Below are 18,198 nucleotides of genomic sequence, written 5' to 3' on the forward strand. Positions count from 1 at the left end.
CGAATAATCCGCACTACTTGGTGTTGAATATTGAACATGTTGGAAGTGAAGAAAAACACACCGGACCTGGCAGGTCATGGACGAAGATTGGCACACCATTAAAATGGAAGACCATAGTTCAGATGAATTCGGTGAAAATAGATACGTGCGAAAAATTTAGCGTTGACTTAACTTGGATATCCCCACCAGCAATCTTGCGATACTTAATATTTGTATTGATAAGCCGAGTCTCTTCCAATAATGCCGAGAGATAATGCAGCATAACGATAGCTCCATGAAAGGAAAGGAGTGGGAAAAAGAGCCGGGCAAGTTGAACGGTTGAATTCCTGACGAATTTGCAACAAAATGGGGCTGTCCAATAAGCATGTTTGGCGTCTGTCGGAGCAAGTAAATGTTCTGTGTTGATTAGAAGTAATTAACTGAAATATCCCGTTGATACTTTTTATGCCCTTTTTTGGGACTTCTAAAACGTTTTCGGCTAAAGTCTTCAATCTGCAATTCGTCCGCGATTTTACCGCATTCAACCGTCATCCGTTTACCTTCCCGACCCGCTAGACTTCTGATACCCTTTAATTAGACATAACCGTTTTCCGGTCCACATATATTTCCTCTGCAAACGATTACTGGTTTGACGGATCTGAAGCGTTTGTACTTGCAAAGATCACTTCGTTTACTCAGTGACTGACTTTTAAACTTAACTAAACCTAACATTTATGATGAACGGACTTTATAAAAAGTTCTTGCTGCCGATGCTGCTTGCCGTTGTGTTTATTTCAGGCTGTAAGGAAGATGATGAGGCGCCAGTACTATCGGTTTCGGGACCTGATATTGAAATTCCTGCCGGAGGGGGCGCGCCGCGGATTTCCATTTCGGAATTGGGAGGCATTTCGGAGGTTACCATTTCGTGTAACGCAAAATGGCGCATCAGTAATTCTGCAGCATGGCTCGGGATGAGCCAAGCGAGTGGAGAGAGTGGTACTCACACCGTTGAACTTAATGCCGAATCCAATACCACGGGCACCACGCGAACTGCTACACTGACCGTGAGCTCGGACAACGGTCAGTCCAGGCGTCTTATCGTTTCTCAGATAAGCCAGTTGTATCCTTCCTATAATTTGTCCCCACAACCCCCCGATGCAACAGGAATGAGCAGCACAGCCGTGGAACTGGCGGCAAAAATGAGTATGGGAATGGGAATAAATATTGGCAATACCATGGAGACCCCAAACGAAGGCGACTGGCAGAATGGTAATAAAGTTACCGAATCATATATAAAATTTTTGAAAGCAACAGGTTTCAAAGCGATACGAATTCCTTGTGCTTATAACTGGGGTCATTTAAGCGATCCGGCCAAGGCGAAAATTGACCCGGCATGGCTTAACCGGGTGAAAGAAGTAGTTGGGTGGTGCGTGGATAATGATATGTATGTGATGCTGAATATTCACTGGGACAAAGGCTGGTTGGAAAATAATATTACCCTAGAGAAGAAAGATTCTGTTAATGCGAAACAAAAAGCATTTTGGGAACAGATAGCAACAACCTTGCGTGACTTTGATGAACACGTTCTATTTGCCAGCGCGAATGAACCTTGGTGTTGGGATGCTGAGATTATGGCCATACTTAATAGTTATCACGAAACATTCATCAAGGCAGTTCGCGCTACCGGAGGCAGAAACAGTAACCGGGTGCTGGTTGTGCAGGGGCCTAGTGGTAGCAGTGAATACACTTCTAAGCTGATGACTACGCTTCCTCACGACCCGGTACCTAACAAGTTGATGGTTGAGGTGCATTTCTACTCGCCTTATCCATTTATAATGGGACAAGATTTACCTGATGTTTTAGCGGCTTACTACTGGGGGGCTGGGAATCATTCTACTATTGAGCCGGAGCGCAACGCCACCTTTGGAGAAGAGGATGCGGTCATTGCTGAACTCGGAATGATGAAAAAGTTTGTTGATAGGGGTATCCCTGTGATATTGGGTGAATATGGAGACTATAGAAGGACTGCCGAAACCAACACGGGTACTCCTAAAGATCCGGAGATGCACAAGAAGTCTGTGGAATACTGGCTAACTTTTTCGACCAAAACTATGAGAGCGAATGGTCTTTTACCATTCTGGTGGGAGGTAGGTCAAGTTTTTGATAGAAAAAATAATGTGGTTAAGGACCAGGATATGTTAGATGCCATTATTGCAGGATATAAGTAAAAAGTATAGTGTCAATTATACCATAAGGTTATTTCCTTCCCTGAGATTGGTGAACTGTTCGCCAGTCCCAAGGAAGGGTGAACCTCTTTGTTACAGTATCTTAAAGAGTAATCAATTGAAATTTGAAATCCCTGTACCCAATGAAAAGTTGATTGTGCAAGATTTTCCAAGCCACCAGTGTAATCAAGTTTTTAAACCTGAATATATTATGAAGAAACTTTTTTATCGATTCATCCTGTCAGTTCTGATTGCGGTTGTTTTTATTTCTGCCTGTAAGGAAGACGATGCGGAGCCTGCGTTACTGGTTTCCATTTCTGAACTAGCAATTCCCGCTGAAGGCAGCAAGACCGATATTACCATTTCGTGCAACGAAGAATGGCGCATTAGCAAGTCTGCGGCTTGGTTGCAGGTGAGTCAAGTCAACGGAAACAGCGGCACGTTCACAATTGAAGTATCTGCGGGTCTAAATGAAACCGGCACTTCACGGACTGCCGTACTAACGATTGCTTCGGATAACGGTCAATCCAGGCGTGTTACGTGTTCACAGTTGAAGTATGAAAACCTGGAAGAAAAATTCGCAAATGTTTCGCCGAAACTTCTCACTAGTAATACGAATCCATTATTGGATTTTATGTTTACCGCCGACCCAACAGCTGTGGTACACAATGGAAGAATGTATGTGTATGCCACCAATGATCATCAACAGTATGAGAAGGTAGGAAAGGATGGGAAAAATAATTACGGGCATATCCGCACACTGGTCATGATGTCTTCCGATGATATGGCCAACTGGACGTACCATGGCCTTATCAACACCGCAGAGGTGGCGCCATGGACTGCGCTGTCCTGGGCGCCGTCCATTACCTCCAGACTGGAAGCAGATGGGAAGACGCACTTCTATTTGTATTTCTCCAATGGCGGTATTGCCTCAGCCGTGTTTACTTCCACCTCTCCCGTGGGGCCTTGGAAAGACCCATTGGGAAAGAACATAATTGACCATTCTGTCCCCGGTGTGGATGTCAACAATCCATTCGATCCCGGAGTTGTGATTGACGACCAAGGTACAGGCTGGCTGAGTTTTGGAGCCGGAACGCCTAAAACAGAATATATGCCGGATAATGCCAGAATCGTCAAATTAGGAGCAGATATGATCAGTCTGGCCAGCGATGTTTCGAAGATACCCGCTCCTTATTTTAATGAGGCCAGCGATCTCAACGTAATCAATGGAACCTGGGTTTATAGCTATTGTACCAGTTGGGCTGAACGCACTGAATGGCCTTATAGCAATATAGCTAAACCAACTGCATGCAATATATCGTATATGACAAGTAGAACACCGTTAGATCCCGATAGCTGGAAATATCGCGATAATTACTTTAAGAATACGGGTGACGTTAACGTGGGTCCTTTGTCAAACAATCACAGTCACCTGGTCAAGTTTAAAGAGAAATGGTATATTACTTACCATGCCATGTATTTGCAGGATTATTTTGACACCAAGGGTGGTTTTCGTAATGTGGGTATCGAAGCAATACCAGTGGATGAAGGCAATGATGTGACTATCCCCATGGTCAAAGCAACTTTCGAAGGTCCCTCACAACTTAACCCATTAAATCCGTTCGTTATTCAGCAAGCAGAAACCACGGCAGGCACTTCGGGGCAAGTCCAGTTCGAAGCTGTTGGTGATCCGGGTAATATGGTCGCCAAAGGAAAGGCAGACAAACAATGTCTCATGGTACGGGGAGCCGATTTTAGCAAACAGATTCCTGCCAAATTCGAAGCCAAAGTGAAAGGAAAAGGTAGAATTTATGTTTACGTAAATAATCTTAAAGGTTCTCCTCTTGTTTCGCTTACCTGTGATGAGAACAATTGGACTACGCTCTCAGAGAAAATACAACGAACAATAGATAAAGGGGTGGTGAATATCTATTTAGTATTTGAGGGAGAAAGTTTTCTGTTTGATGAATGGAAATTCATTTATTAATTCCGATTGCATTCAGATGTGAAACAGATTCAAATAAAACACTCACCAATTCTTTTCGACCCTGTTCCATATAAAATAACAGTTATCACAACATTCATTTTTAAATAATGATCAAAATTTTTTTATCCTACGTTACGCTTTTGAGTTGCATATTTTTTTCAAATAATGTTCATGCGCAAAAAGCAACCAATCCAATCATTTTTGCTGATGTGCCTGATATGTCTATGATTAGGGTTGGTAAAAATTATTATATGAGCAGTACCACGATGCACATGAATCCGGGTGTGCCTATTATGAAATCTACAGATCTTGTCAATTGGAAACTGATCAACTATGCCTATGATACTTTGGCAGATATGCCGGAGCTAAATTTGACAGAAGGAAAAAATACCTATAGTAAAGGTTCATGGGCAAGTAGTTTGCGCTACCACAAGGGTATGTATTATGTAACCACTTTTGCACAAACCACAGGTGAAACCTATATTTTTAAAACAAAAGATATAGAAAAAGGAAATTGGCAAAGAATTTCTTTTAAGCCTTCGCTTCATGACCATTCTTTGTTCTTTGATGATGATGGCAAGGTATATTTAATTCATAACGCGGAAAGACTAAAAATTGTTGAATTAAATGACGATCTAACAGGAATTAAACAAGGCGTTCCGGAGAGAGTTCTCATCGAAAACGCCAGCGCACCAACAGGAAAAGAAGTAGGCCTTGCAGCTGAAGGATCTCAATTATTTAAAGTAAAAGGGAAATATTATTTATTTAATATTTGCGCTCCACGTGGTGGAATGCGAACTGTAATTATACATAGGGCAGATAATATCAACGGCCCGTGGGAAGGAAAAGTTGGCTTGCAGGATAGAGGAATTGCTCAGGGCGGATTGATAGACACTCCCGATGGACGTTGGTTCTCTTATCTTTTCCGCGATCTTGCTGCTGTTGGCCGCGTTCCTTATCTCGTTCCTGTCAAGTGGGAAGACGGTTGGCCTGTATTAGGAGAAAACGGCAAAGTCCCGGAAACATTAGGCCAGCCAGCCAGTACAGGTTTGATTCCGCATTTGGTTGCTTCTGATGAATTCAGCCGAAAAAAAGGACAAGCAGCACTTCCTTTAGTATGGCAATGGAATCATAATCCGGATAATTCGCTGTGGTCTGTAACTGAAAGAAAAGGATTCCTTCGCCTCAAAACTGGAAGAATCGACACTGATTTTCTTCAGGCCAGAAACACACTTACACAACGCACTATTGGTCCAACCAGCTCAGCTTCTGTTGCTCTGGATGTTTCCAAAATGAAAGACGGCGATTTTGCCGGATTCTCAGCTCTCCAAAAAGAGTATGGAGCAGTGGGGGTTAAAATTGACGCGGGTCAAAAGTCGATAGTAATGATCACCACTGATAATGATAAGCCTGTCGAAGTAAAGCGAATTCCATTGGATCAAGACCAAATTTACCTCAGAATCGATTGCGATTTTACCGGTATGAACGATGAAGCTAATCACCTTTACGCTCTTAATGGGAAAGATGAAGCTAGTTTCTTTTACAGTCTTGATGGAAAAGTTTGGAAACCGATAGGTCGACCTATGAAGATGAAATATAGCATTCCGCATTTTATGGGCTATCGTTTTGCTTTATTCAATTATGCCACAAAAAATACTGGCGGATATGTAGATTTTGATTTCTTTCATATTACTGATACGATCCAATGATAAGATCCAACGTCTGACAGGTTGGATGGAAGTATTTCTGTGCTTTATCCATAAATTTTTAACACCAGTTCAGGTGAGAATTTAGTACGGAGATTTTCGTATGTATCACGAACACATTTAGGACAACAATGAATATCAGAAAGATAGTAGTACAGGTTATAGCTCTATTTGCTGCAACTGGGGCGCAGGCTCAAAACCCGATTATACAAACCGTTTATACAGCCGATCCAGCGCCGATGGTATACAAGGATACCGTTTACTTGTACACCGGGCATGATGAAGATAAATCGACTGTGTTTGTGATGAAGGACTGGCTCTGTTTCACATCTACCGATATGGTGAACTGGACACATCGCGGGTCACCCTTATCGGTTAAGACGTTCAGCTGGGCGAAACAAGATGCCTGGGCCGGGCAATGTATACCCAGGAATGGGAAGTTTTACTGGTATGTACCTATGACCCATGAAACAATGGGAATGTCAATCGGGGTGGCTGTTTCTGATAGTCCTGCCGGTCCGTTTAAAGATGCACTTGGAAAACCACTGGTTCATAGCGGTAAGGGAGATATTGATCCCACGGTATTTATTGATGACGATGGTCAGGCGTATCTCTATTGGGGGAACCCTTATCTCATGTACGTAAAGTTGAATCAAGATATGATCTCTTACGCTGGCGAGATAGTTACAGTACCGTTGAATAAAGAAGGGTTTAATGTACGATACAAAGATATTGATATAAGACCTTCAGCATACGAAGAAGGGCCCTGGTTTTACAAACGCAAAAACCTGTACTATATGCATTATGCTGCAGGTGGTGTTCCAGAACATTTGGCTTACTCAACCAGCACAAGTCCTATAGGACCCTGGGTTTACCGCGATACCACTATGCGGATAATTGACAAGGGAGGCGCTTTTACCAATCATCCAGGTGTGATCGGTTATAAAGGCAAATCGTATTTGTTCTATCATAACGGTGCATTGTCAGGTGGCGGAGGCTTTACCCGTTCCGTTTGTGTGGACGGGTTCCAGTATAATAAAGACGGGAGCATTCCGCGGATAACGCCAACAGCCGAAGGTGTAAAACCTGTTGAAAATTTAAATCCATTCATCCGCCAGGAAGCGGAAACTATCGCTTGGGAGGAGGGGATTGAAACCGAACGCAGCATCAATGCCGGAGTTTATGTAACCGAAATAAGCAATGGTGATTTTATCAAAGTACGAAGTGTTGATTTTAAGAATGGAGCAGGAATATTTCAGGCTAATGCGTCATCAGCATCAGGTGGTTTTATCGAAATACGTGCGGATAGTCGCGATGGAGAACTATTGGGATCATGTGAGGTGAAAAACACAGGAGGCTTGCAAAGTTGGACCACCGTTTCAACTAAAGTAAATAAGACAAAGGGTGTTCACGATCTGTACTTTGTTTTTAAAGGAAATCAAGGCGATCTGTTCAATTTCAACTGGTGGAAGTTCAATAAATAAGATCTTCTTAATCAATTGAAATTAACCCCTAACAAGTGTCTGTTTTTTAGAATATAAAAAAAATTATGTATAGAAAAAAATTGTTGTTAAGTACGCTACTTGCTATCGCTTTTTTGGGATATAAAAAAGATGCAGCAGCTCAGACTAATGCATATAAAACTAAAGTGTTTAATGAAAACCTGGAAGAAAAATTCGCAAATGTTTCGCCGAAACTCACCTCCAATAATGCGAATCCTTTATTGGATTTTATGTTTACCGCCGACCCAACGGCGATAGAATACAACGGAAGAGTCTATGTGTATGCTACCAATGATCATCAACAGTATGAGCATGTAGGAACGGATGGTAAAAATACATACGAGCATATCCGTACGCTGGTCATGATGTCTTCCGATGATATGGTCAACTGGACGTATCATGGCCTCATCAATACAGCAAAGCTGGCGCCATGGAGCCAGAATTCATGGGCGCCTTCCATTACATCCAGGCTAGAAGCAGACGGCAAGACGCACTTCTATTTGTATTACTCCAATAGCGGTATTGGCTCAGCCGTGCTTACTTCCACTTCTCCGGTTGGCCCGTGGAAAGACCCTTTAGGAAAGAACATAGTCGACCGTTCTGTCCCCGGAGTGGATGTTGATGCTCCATTCGATCCCGGAGTTGTGATTGACGAGCAGGGTATAGGCTGGCTGACTTTTGGAGGCGGAACGCCTAAGACGAAATATATACCGGACAATGCCAGAATCGTCAGATTAGGAGCCGATATGATCAGTTTGGCTAGCGATGTTGCCAAAATACCCGCGCCTTATTTCTTTGAGGCAAGCGACCTTAACTTTATCAATGGAACCTGGGTTTATACCTATAATACCAGTTGGGAGGAACGCACGGAATGGCCTTATAGCAACATTGACAAACCAACCAAATGCGGCATTTCCTATATGACAAGCAAAACACCGCTGGATCCGGATAGTTGGAAGTATCGCGATAATTACTTTAAGAATACCGGTGATGATAACGTAGGCCCCTGGACCAACAATCACACTCATCTGTTCACGTTTAAAGGGAAATATTATATTGCTTACCATGCCATGTACCTACAGGATTACTTTGGCACCAAGGGTGGTTTTCGTAATGTAGGTATCGAAGAAATGCAGGTGGATGAAAAGAATTTGAATATCCCCATGGGCAAAGCAACTTTTAAAGGTCCCTCACAAATTACCCTATTAAATCCATTCGTCCTGCAGCAAGCGGAAACCACGGCAGGCACTTCCGGGCAAGTACAATTCGAAGCTGTTGGTAATGCGGGCAATATGGTTGCCAAAGGAAAAGCAGACAAGCAATGTCTCCTGATGAAAGGAGCCGATTTCAGCAAACAGGTTCCTAAAAAATTCGAAGCCCGGGTGAAAGGGAAAGGTAAAATAGATGTTTATGTAAAAGATCTTAAAGGTACTCCTCTTGTTTCGCTTAACTGTGATGGGGACAATTGGACTACGCTCTCAGAGAAAATAAAACGCAAAATAGATAAAGAAGTGGTGAATATATATTTAGTATTTGAGGGAAAAAATTTTGTGTTTGATGAATGGAAATTTATGCATTAATCTGCTCGCTGGTCTTGGACAACAGCACTTATTTATCCCATGCTTTTCTTTGAGTTCAGTGATTCAGAATTTGAAACAAGAAGGTAGAAATATATTTAAAATGTTTTTGGACTATAAATGTTTTTGGGCTACAAAATATTGAATTGAAAAACTATATATCAGCTGTACAAATTTTCTTTCTACACCTTTCATATAGTAATCAGAATTAAAACGAAGCAACAAACCCATGAATAACAGCCTTCCGTCCTTTACTACCTTGAAAGTTCTTTTTTTCGCACTCGCACTGATGGGTTTGATTGAACCCTTGTCAGCTCAGAAAAACAAGGCACATAATTCATTAATTTTTGCTGATGTACCTGATATCTCTTTGATGAGGGTTGGAAAAAATTATTATATGAATAGTACAACGACGTCCGTGAACCCGGGTGTGCCCATGATGAAATCTACAGATCTTGTCAATTGGAAACTGATCAACTATTCCTATGATACTTTGGCAGATCTGCCGGCCCTAAATTTGTCAGAAGGAAAAAATATCTATAGCAGAGGTTCATGGGCAAGTAGTCTCCGCTACTACAAGGGGATGATTTCAATCTAAAAAGAATTAAAACTTATGAATATGTATAAATATAAAACAATCAGAATTTTGATATTCGCATGGACTTGTTTCATGTTCGTTTTTGAATCGTATGCCCAGACTTATACTTGGGGAAATGTGGCTTTCGGAGGCGGCGGTTATGTATCAGGCATTATTACGCATAAAACCTCAGGAGATGTTTACTGCCGTACAGATGTTGGAGGAGCTTACCGCTGGGATGCTACAAATTCGAAATGGATACCTTTGTTAGATTGGAATTCAGATGATGAAATTTCATACCAGGGAGTGGAGGCAATTGCTATAGATCCTCAGAATGCCAATAATGTATATATATATGCAGGGATGTCTTACTTTAATAACGGGAAATCAGCGATCTTAAAATCAACTGATAAAGGAAATACTTTTACCACTATAATTACAGGCGATAATTCTTCCGGACAATTTACCGCTCATGGGAATAGAATGGGAAGATCTAATGGTGAACGTCTGGCCGTGGATCCTAATAACAGCAACATTCTTTTTTGCGGAACCGGGTCAAAAGGTTTATGGAAAAGCACAGACGCCGGTCTAACGTGGACATTGGCTTGGAATGGAGTCACTACCACACCCAACGAAAATGGAATTTGCTTCGTTGTATTCGATCCAGGTAATGTGTCGGGAGGTATTACACAAACCATTTATTTGGGGGTTTCTCGTTTTGGAAGCACAAATGTTTATAGAAGTACCGATGGCGGTACAACTTTTTCAGCCTTATCCGCTACACTACCCACAACGTTTATGCCTCACAGAGCCGCTCTTAACGGAAACATGTTATACATTACGTATGCAAATGGTTCAGGCCCACATCCACACTGGAACACTTCACTTAATGAAACTTGTGATAACGGACAAGTATGGAGTTTTAACACAAGCACATCAGCTGCGACAAATATAACACCCGTCACAGGAAAGGCATACAGCGGTGTGTCCGTGGATCCTGCAAATGCCAACAGGCTTATTGTTTCCACAACCAACTCCTGGAGCGATCAATTCGGCGGTACCGCTTGGGGGGATTATGTGTACTTATCTACCAACGGAGGAAGTACCTGGACACAAAAGTTATCTAGTACAAGTAAATTCAACGCCAATGGCGTGGGTTGGACTACCGGTAATGCGATACATTGGACAGGTTCTATTGATTTTGACCCATTGAATACGGCGAAAGTAAGAATTATATCGGGGAACGGACTTTTTACCTGTGATGATATTAATGCGGCTACTACTACCTGGAAATTTGATTCAAAAGGAATCGAAGAAACGGTAACGCTTGATGCCATCAGTATTCCCGGAGGTAAATTTATTTCAGCGGTAGGGGACGTATATGGGGCAGTGTATTCTGATATTTATGCCTATCCGGCCCAAAAAATTATGCCCACCTCTGTTTGTAATATAAGTGTAGCTTATGCCGCAAACAATACCAGTAAGGTGGTAAGAGCTTCAGATAAAATATATTATTCTACTAATCAAGGGACAAGCTGGACACAATCGGTCACCACAAAGGGCCCTTGGGGAAAAGTAGCTTTATCTGCGGATGGAAATACTATTCTTCATAGTCCTGAATATAAAAATTCCGGCGATCCAACTACGACTTATTATTCAACAAACAATGGAGGAACGTGGACAAGTACAGGAGTTACTAATATTCAAAATGCCGTGCCTGTAGCTGATTTCGTCAACACCAATAAATTTTATATTTATAATCGTGCTACCAGCCAGTTTTTAGTAAGTACAAATAAAGGAGTAAGTTTTACAGCTTCAACCTCTAATCCCGGTCAATGGGGTTCGCAATTGATAAGGGCCGTTCCGGGTAATGAAGGACATGTGTGGGTAGCTTTATACGGGAGTGGATTAAAATATACTACTAACAACGGAACTTCATGGACAACTGTCTCTAATATTACTTACTGTGCAGCAGTGGGGTTCGGAAAAACTGAACCAAGTGCAACTTATCCTACTGTATATATCTGGGGAACGGTAGGAGGGGTAAAAGGTCTGTTCCGCTCCATTAACCAGGGAGTTAGCTGGACAAGAGTAAACGATGACGCTCATGAATGGGGAGGTCCTGGGAATGGTAATTTTGTAATGGGCGATATGAACGTATATGGCCGGGTATATATGAGTACGGTAGGAAGAGGTCTTGTTGTAGGAGATATAGAGGGTACTGTTGTAGAAGTCATTACAGGGATTGAAAACCGTAACCCAAACTCCGAAAAAAACCTTTTGCTGAATGCCTGGCCCAACCCTTCATCCAACGGCGGATTTAAGGTAGAGATCAAAGGGATTAAAGAAGAAGCATCATTGACTGTTTCAGATATACTTGGACGTGTGGTTGAAGAGATAAAGGTACCGGCAGGAGTTTCCGAATTGACATTAGGAGAGCATCTTTCCCCCGGTATTTATTACCTTACTATCCGGGGCAACGCGAGCAAGGAGACTATCAAGCTAATCAGGAACTGAGTATAATAAGAAAGACGAGATATTTTGGTAGAGGTCTAAGATTGGCTGGATTGCAGTTCGGCTTTTTTAGCCTAGACACAACTTTCTCACTTACCATTTTCAGCAATTGACTAACATTCACATATACATGCGAATGTTGGTCAATTGATTCTGGGATAGCAGCAGTCATAAGGAAATAAAAATAATGATACACGGGTAATTAGCTATCACACCCGAATGTTAAAACTTAAATGCTAAAACAGAAATGGTTCATCAGCAAGGCATAACAACCATCACGCGGGTAGTTAAAAAGTGATTTTGTACCCGCTCGTACTAGAGAAATTTGATCGTAAATAAATCGCTAACCAGAACGCCCACGCCATTAATAGTTATCCAATTAAAACGAAATATAAACGCATGAATAACCGCCTTCGGTCCTGTAATATTTTGAAACTTCTTTTTTTCGCACTCGCACTGCTGGGGTTGGTTGAACCCTTGACAGCTCAGAAAAACAGGGCACATAATCCAATCATTTTCGCTGACGTTCCTGACATATCGGTCGTGCGGGTTAACGATAATTACTACATGAGCAGCACCACCATGCACATGAATCCAGGTGTACCTATAATGAAGTCAAAAGACCTGGTGAACTGGAAGACAATCAGGTATGCTTATGATACACTCGCCAATATGGATGAGCTCAATCTTGCCAATGGTAAGAGCACCTACGGACGAGGCACGTGGGCCAGTTGTATCCGCTATCATAAGGGAACCTACTATGTGAGTACATTTGCGCAGACGACAAACCGTACTTACATTTTCTCCACGCGTGATATTGAGAAGGGTCCATGGAAACTTTCTTCCTTCAAACCTGCCTATCATGACCACAGCCTTTTCTTTGAAGACGATGGCCGGGTATATCTGATCTATGGTGGCGGTCAACTGCGTTTAGTTGAATTAACACCCGATGCGTCTGCTGTGAAGTCAGGCTCACAGGAGCAGGTGATCCTCGAAAATGCCAGCGCCCCGGCTGGCCCTGATATTGGTTTAAATGCAGAGGGGTCGCAGCTGTTCAAGGTAAAAGGAAAGTATTATCTCTTTAATATCGTCTGGCCGAAGGGTGGTATGCGGACGGTGCTGGTTCACCGTGCTGATCAAATCACGGGTCCTTGGGAGGGACGGGTTGCGTTTCAGGATTTGGGCGTGGCCCAAGGGGGGCTCGTCGATACACCTGATGGTGCATGGTTCGCGTATTTGTTTCGCGACTATGGTTCAGTAGGAAGAATACCTTACCTGGTACCTGTTAAATGGGAAGACGGATGGCCTGTCCTGGGTGTAGACGGAAAAGCCCCGGAAACACTGGACCTGCCGGCCAACCAGAGTTTGATCCCGGGCATTGTAGAGCCAGATGAGTTTACCCGCAAGAAAGGTGACCGTCCGTTGCCGCTGGCGTGGCAATGGAATCACAACCCGGATGACAAACACTGGACAGTGAGCGACCGTAAAGGTTACCTGCGTATTACAACGGGTAGGGTAGATACTTCATTTCAACTGGTTCGGAATATACTGACCCAACGCACCATCGGTCCGGAATGCAGTGGATCTACAGCAATCGATGTGTCCCGAATGAAGGAGGGCGATTTTGCAGGGCTCACTGTTTTCCAAAGAAGATACGGACAGGTTGGTGTTAAATTCGAAAATGGTAAAAAGTCAATCGTGATGGTGAGTGCTCAATCTGAAAAACCGGTTGAGATGGCGCGGGTAGCGCTCTCCCAGAATGTAGTTTACCTGAAGGCTGAATGTAACTTCCGGGACCTTGCAGACACTGCTGAGTTTTTCTATAGTATAGATGGCAAGTTGTGGACGAAGATTGGCTCACCATTAAAAATGGCCTATACTTTTCCACATTTCATGGGATACCGGTTTGGGTTATTCAATTATGCAACGCAAAGTGCAGGCGGAATGGTCGACTTTGATTTTTTCCATATCGAAGACCATATTTCCAAATGAGCTACGCCCACTCTTGATTGTCAGTATATGTACTCATTCGATCACAAAACAGTAACTTAGAATTGCCAAGAAAACGCGCTCAGCATTCCTAAACATCGGTAAAGGAAATGTTGAGCGTCTTTGTTAAGGGCTTTGAGGGAGAACGTGAACGTTTAGTTTCCTTCAGCAGTACTGTTCTTTAATTTGGAATGGCACCTATTTGTCGTAGTAATTCAAGCATATCCGGTTGTCCGTGTTCCTCTATTATTTGTTCATTGGACAAACGATAAAAATTGATGGCCTGAATCCCAATTACTTTTCCTGTAGCAGGGACACCGAAAAACTCACCATGGTGCGTGCCCCTCATCGTGAATCGTGCAGCCACTTTGTCGCCTTCTGTTATCATATCTTCAAGCGTCCATTGAATGTCAGGAAAACCACTGCGCATCATGGAGATAACCATTAGGTATCCCTTGGGGCCTTGAGCTGGTTCAGGTTGGCCAGGCACATGGAACTTTGCCACCGGGCTGATAAGTCGTTGTGCTAAATTCTCATCAGCAGTATTAATGAACTGAACAAATTGCTTGAAAAAATCTTTATGAGTTCCCATGACTATTTTTTTGATTGTATCAGATGCAAAGATGATGTGCATCTGCCGTGTCAGTCAATAAACAAGTTTAAGAAATACCCTTAAGGTAGTTTAAGGGTGAAGTCTTACCGATATAAAAAATTACGATGTCCTAGAATCTTCATCTTTCTTGTAGAGCTTCTTAACGCCTTTGAGAAAAATGAAGCGTCTTCTGCAGGGCCTCCCATACTTCACTGGTAATGTGTATAATTTTTTACTTATTATGTACGTTATTATGTACAGAAATATTAATTTTGTTGGACTTTAAATCATTGAATATGAAAACAGCGACTATTACGGACTTCAGGCAAAAGATGAAAGAACATCTGGACGAGATTCAACAAGATCAAGACATCCTGGTGCTGACTGGTCCGAAAAAGAAAGATTTTGTGATCTTAACCCTCGAGACGTTTAACGCCATGGAGGAGACCGCTCACTTACTTTCAACTTCTGCAAATACAAAACGTCTAATGGAAAGTATTGCTCAGGATAGGGCTGGCAAGACTACAATACGCGAATTGAATTTTGATGGAGCCAAACCAAACGTTGCATCTCGCAAGAGGGTGGCTAAAGCAAAGTCAAAATAGTAATATGCAGATAGCATTTACTGATCATGCGTGGGGTGACTATTTATATTGGCAAGCCAATGATGCCGACACGCTGGGAAGGATCAACGATCTTATTAAAGAAATAAAAAGAGAACCTTTTAAGGGCACAGGTAAACCAGAACCCCTTAAAGGGAACCTTGCCGGTTACTGGTCTAGAAGAATTACTGGCGAACATCGATTGGTTTATAGGATTTCGGGTACTAAGCCTAATCAGATACTTACAATTATTCAGGCTAGGCTTCACTATTAAAAATTTCCATGGTGTTGAATTTAGCGACAAAGACTTTTTATCATGGCCTGTATTTTCGAGGGTCACGCAACAAATCAATTGGTTGATTTATACTGTTCATCCGTCACAGCCTCTAACCAGGTAACAATTCCATCATTTTCTGTTTTTGGCAAAATATACATTTGGGTAAGACTGTTGTTCTCAGTGGCACCATGCCAATGCTTTACATTTGGTGGACACTTGATCACATCACCTTTTCTCATGGTTTGCTTTGGTTGTCCTTCCAATTGGTGATAACCTTCGCCATCAAGTACAATAAGAATTTGCCCACTCGGATGGACGTGCCAGTTTGATCTGGCACTTTTTTCAAAATAAACGTTGCCGACCAGTGTGTTATAGGTTGAATCATTGGACACTAATCCAAAGTTGTAGGCATTACCCGTGAAATTTGTTGCTGGACCCAACTGTCCTTTTGGAAAAATAGACTGTTCATGGCCTGCATCTTCAGCATTGTCTTTACCACCAGCACAATTGAGTAAAGTACTTACTACGATGATTGATGCAATAATTTTTGATATGGTTTTCATATAACCCATCTTACTTTAATTGTATAGTGACTACTGCATTACCGGAGCCCACGGCCTGGGCCAAACCAGTCGGATCATTAATCTTACCAAGCCTGGTGTAGCTGTAAGAAGTCGAAAATGCCTCGTAAAAAAGCACCAGTGTTTTTGATCCATACAGAAGAAGATCTCCTGCGTTTATTTGTCCGGGATTTGAGGCGTTCGTGGGCAGACTGCTTGCCAGGTCAAAATATTTCTCGTTACCATTAAGCTCCGTCATGTTCATCGTTAAAGGTAACATCGCTCTGAATGCAGTGGCTGCTGGATTATCCAGGAGAGTCCCGGTGAACTCCCGGGAACCAATTTTTATAACAAGTGTATCGCCCATAAATTCTGAATTATCTGTAATCATATTTCGATTGCCATCGGAAGGAGACGGAGTGTCCTGATCACAGCCGGCACCCATCAGTATAGGCAGTAAAAATAGCAAGGTGGCAAGAGCTCTTTTCATAAATTTCATTTCGTGTTTTTTCTTCAGTGACGCCATACCTAGTTACGAATCTATACCTTAATGTCGGCCCTGTTTGCTTTACTTTCCTTTTGTCGGTTTTGTGTTTGCCTTTGCTGTGGATCCGGATCTAAGGTTTTTATTGAAAAACGCTTCTAACGTGTCGAATGGGATCACATCACGCTTATCGTATAAGTCCACGTGCACCGCACCAGGAATGATCACCAATTGTTTGGGTTCAGCGGCAGCTTTATAGGCGTCTTCGCTGAAGTAGCGTGAATGCGCCTTTTCCCCAGCGATAATTAATACGGGGCGCGGCGAGATTTCTTTGATATAGGTCAGCAGAGGCATATTCATAAATGACCAAGGATTGGTTGCCGTCCAGGAACTATTTGAATTGACAGAACGGGGATGAAACCCACGCGGTGTTTTGTAATAGTCAAAGTAGTCGACCACGAATTGCGGCTCATTGCCAGTAAGCTTCTCGGGTAGATGGTTCGTGCTGGCGGCATACGATCCCTTCTCGGCATCTTTCCAGCGTTGCTCTCCAAGTTGCTCAAGGGTTTGGGTACGTTGCTCTGGAGTAAGCGCATCATAGTATCCATTCGCCATTACACGGCTCATATTGTACATGCTGGTGACAGCCACTGCTTTTATCCTTTTGTCAACTGCGGCGGCGTTTAATCCCATCCCGGCAAATCCACAAATGCCGATGATCCCGATCCGGCTCCTATCAATATTCTTTTGCAGCCCAATAAAATCTACGGCAGCACTGAAGTCTTCAGTGTTGATATCAGGTGATGCAACGTTACGTGGTTCACCACCGCTTTCGCCTGTGTAAGAGGGATCAAAGGCGAGTGCAACAAAGCCGCGCTCAGCCATTGTCTGTGCATAAAGGCCAGAGGATTGTTCTTTAACTGCGCCAAACGGCCCACTGATGGCAAGAGCGGCCATAGGCTTTCCTGCCGCATCCTTGGGAAGGTATAAATCTCCCGCCAGCAAAATTCCATAACGGTTTTTAAAAGTTACCTTCTGGCGCGTGACCCTGTCGCTGAGTTGAAAAGTATACTGTTCTCCTTGATTTTCCTTATTCATAGTTTGCTTCGTTTGGGTTGACACTGCACCTCGATTTTGTGAATGAGCTTGTCCTATGATGAGTAATGACAAGGCCGCTAATGTGGCTATTGATTTCATGATTTTTGATTTGATTTACTTATACAAAGTTGGTGCGGTAGGAGCGCTTTGGGTTAAAGAAAATCAAACCAATCATTAAGATTTTCAAACCTGATTATCTATTGGCTGAAACATGATACTTTGTTTTTTAAACTAAGAAATGGTTTTTGTAAGAATCTGGGACTGTGTAGGCTATAGGCTCATTTGCAATTTTGCCGTAAGGTGACCGGCCGTCAGCAAACTAAGAAAATGGATCAGTCACTTTTATAAGTTTGATAATCTTAATAGAAAGATTGAATTTCTTACTTCCCAACCGCGTTGGAAAAGAGAGATTTGTGCCTCTGGAATTTAAGCCAGGTGACAATGATTTTCAGGACGATAAAAAGGCATGTGAATGGATCGGCAACCAGGATTCGTTTCCGGATCTTCACAAATGAAGTTGATACCATTT

The 18,198-nt window shown here is 42.6% G+C and carries 15 protein-coding genes; 11 read left to right on the forward strand and 4 right to left on the reverse strand.

Annotation, left to right across the window (positions count from 1 at the left end; genetic code table 11):
* The first annotated feature begins 713 nt into the window (after positions 1 to 713).
* The 8 genes from B5Y40_RS11055 to B5Y40_RS11090 all read left to right on the forward strand — a co-directional run bounded on the left by B5Y40_RS11055 (position 714) and on the right by B5Y40_RS11090 (position 14,059).
* A complete protein-coding gene (locus tag B5Y40_RS11055) occupies positions 714 to 2,207 on the forward strand; it encodes a cellulase family glycosylhydrolase (RefSeq protein WP_079686717.1) in 1,494 nt (497 codons plus the stop codon).
* 115 nt (positions 2,208 to 2,322) lie between these two features.
* Positions 2,323 to 4,191, forward strand: coding sequence for a family 43 glycosylhydrolase (locus B5Y40_RS11060; protein WP_221408899.1), 1,869 nt, complete (start codon positions 2,323 to 2,325; stop codon positions 4,189 to 4,191).
* A 107-nt stretch (positions 4,192 to 4,298) separates the two neighbouring features.
* Positions 4,299 to 5,900: a glycoside hydrolase family 43 protein gene (locus tag B5Y40_RS11065; RefSeq protein WP_079686718.1), complete on the forward strand. Its 1,602-nt coding sequence runs from the start codon at positions 4,299 to 4,301 to the stop codon at positions 5,898 to 5,900.
* 128 nt (positions 5,901 to 6,028) lie between these two features.
* A complete protein-coding gene (locus B5Y40_RS11070) occupies positions 6,029 to 7,381 on the forward strand; it encodes a glycoside hydrolase family 43 protein (RefSeq protein ID WP_079686719.1) in 1,353 nt (450 codons plus the stop codon).
* A 65-nt stretch (positions 7,382 to 7,446) separates the two neighbouring features.
* Positions 7,447 to 8,979: a glycoside hydrolase family 43 protein gene (locus B5Y40_RS11075; protein WP_079686720.1), complete on the forward strand. Its 1,533-nt coding sequence runs from the start codon at positions 7,447 to 7,449 to the stop codon at positions 8,977 to 8,979.
* 286 nt (positions 8,980 to 9,265) lie between these two features.
* The gene (locus B5Y40_RS11080) at positions 9,266 to 9,574 is read left to right on the forward strand and encodes a family 43 glycosylhydrolase (RefSeq protein ID WP_079687168.1); all 309 of its coding nucleotides are present in this window, start codon (positions 9,266 to 9,268) and stop codon (positions 9,572 to 9,574) included.
* 21 nt (positions 9,575 to 9,595) lie between these two features.
* On the forward strand, positions 9,596 to 12,070 hold the full coding sequence (locus tag B5Y40_RS11085; protein ID WP_221408900.1) for a T9SS type A sorting domain-containing protein: 2,475 nt from the start codon (positions 9,596 to 9,598) through the stop codon (positions 12,068 to 12,070).
* Between the two features lie 396 nt (positions 12,071 to 12,466).
* Complete coding sequence (locus B5Y40_RS11090) at positions 12,467 to 14,059, forward strand: glycoside hydrolase family 43 protein (protein WP_079686722.1); 1,593 nt, start codon at positions 12,467 to 12,469, stop codon at positions 14,057 to 14,059.
* A gap of 178 nt (positions 14,060 to 14,237) precedes the next feature.
* Here B5Y40_RS11090 and B5Y40_RS11095 read toward each other — a convergent pair whose 3' ends face one another.
* Positions 14,238 to 14,690 carry an ester cyclase gene (locus B5Y40_RS11095; RefSeq protein ID WP_221408901.1) on the reverse strand — a complete coding sequence of 151 codons (453 nt, stop codon included), beginning with the start codon at positions 14,688 to 14,690 and terminating at the stop codon, positions 14,238 to 14,240.
* A 254-nt stretch (positions 14,691 to 14,944) separates the two neighbouring features.
* Here B5Y40_RS11095 and B5Y40_RS11100 point away from each other — a divergent pair, with 254 nt between their 5' ends.
* The gene (locus B5Y40_RS11100; RefSeq protein ID WP_159453659.1) at positions 14,945 to 15,253 is read left to right on the forward strand and encodes a type II toxin-antitoxin system Phd/YefM family antitoxin; all 309 of its coding nucleotides are present in this window, start codon (positions 14,945 to 14,947) and stop codon (positions 15,251 to 15,253) included.
* A gap of 4 nt (positions 15,254 to 15,257) precedes the next feature.
* The gene (locus tag B5Y40_RS11105; protein ID WP_079686724.1) at positions 15,258 to 15,524 is read left to right on the forward strand and encodes a Txe/YoeB family addiction module toxin; all 267 of its coding nucleotides are present in this window, start codon (positions 15,258 to 15,260) and stop codon (positions 15,522 to 15,524) included.
* Positions 15,525 to 15,598: 74 nt separating this feature from the next.
* Here the strand turns inward: B5Y40_RS11105 and B5Y40_RS11110 are convergent, their stop codons facing one another.
* The 3 genes from B5Y40_RS11110 to B5Y40_RS11120 all read right to left on the reverse strand — a co-directional run bounded on the left by B5Y40_RS11110 (position 15,599) and on the right by B5Y40_RS11120 (position 17,768).
* Positions 15,599 to 16,090 carry a cupin domain-containing protein gene (locus tag B5Y40_RS11110; protein ID WP_079687170.1) on the reverse strand — a complete coding sequence of 164 codons (492 nt, stop codon included), beginning with the start codon at positions 16,088 to 16,090 and terminating at the stop codon, positions 15,599 to 15,601.
* Between the two features lie 10 nt (positions 16,091 to 16,100).
* Entirely contained in the window at positions 16,101 to 16,577 is a 477-nt protein-coding gene (locus B5Y40_RS11115; protein ID WP_079687171.1) for a cyclophilin-like fold protein, read from the reverse strand.
* Positions 16,578 to 16,655: 78 nt separating this feature from the next.
* Positions 16,656 to 17,768, reverse strand: coding sequence for an alpha/beta hydrolase (locus tag B5Y40_RS11120; protein WP_079686725.1), 1,113 nt, complete (start codon positions 17,766 to 17,768; stop codon positions 16,656 to 16,658).
* Positions 17,769 to 18,040: 272 nt separating this feature from the next.
* Between B5Y40_RS11120 and B5Y40_RS29605 the strand changes: the two genes are divergently transcribed.
* Positions 18,041 to 18,184, forward strand: coding sequence for a hypothetical protein (locus tag B5Y40_RS29605; RefSeq protein ID WP_159453660.1), 144 nt, complete (start codon positions 18,041 to 18,043; stop codon positions 18,182 to 18,184).
* The last annotated feature ends 14 nt before the right edge of the window (positions 18,185 to 18,198 follow it).

This window comes from Ohtaekwangia koreensis (genome assembly GCF_900167975.1).
Taxonomy (GTDB): Bacteria; Bacteroidota; Bacteroidia; order Cytophagales; family Cyclobacteriaceae; genus Ohtaekwangia; species Ohtaekwangia koreensis.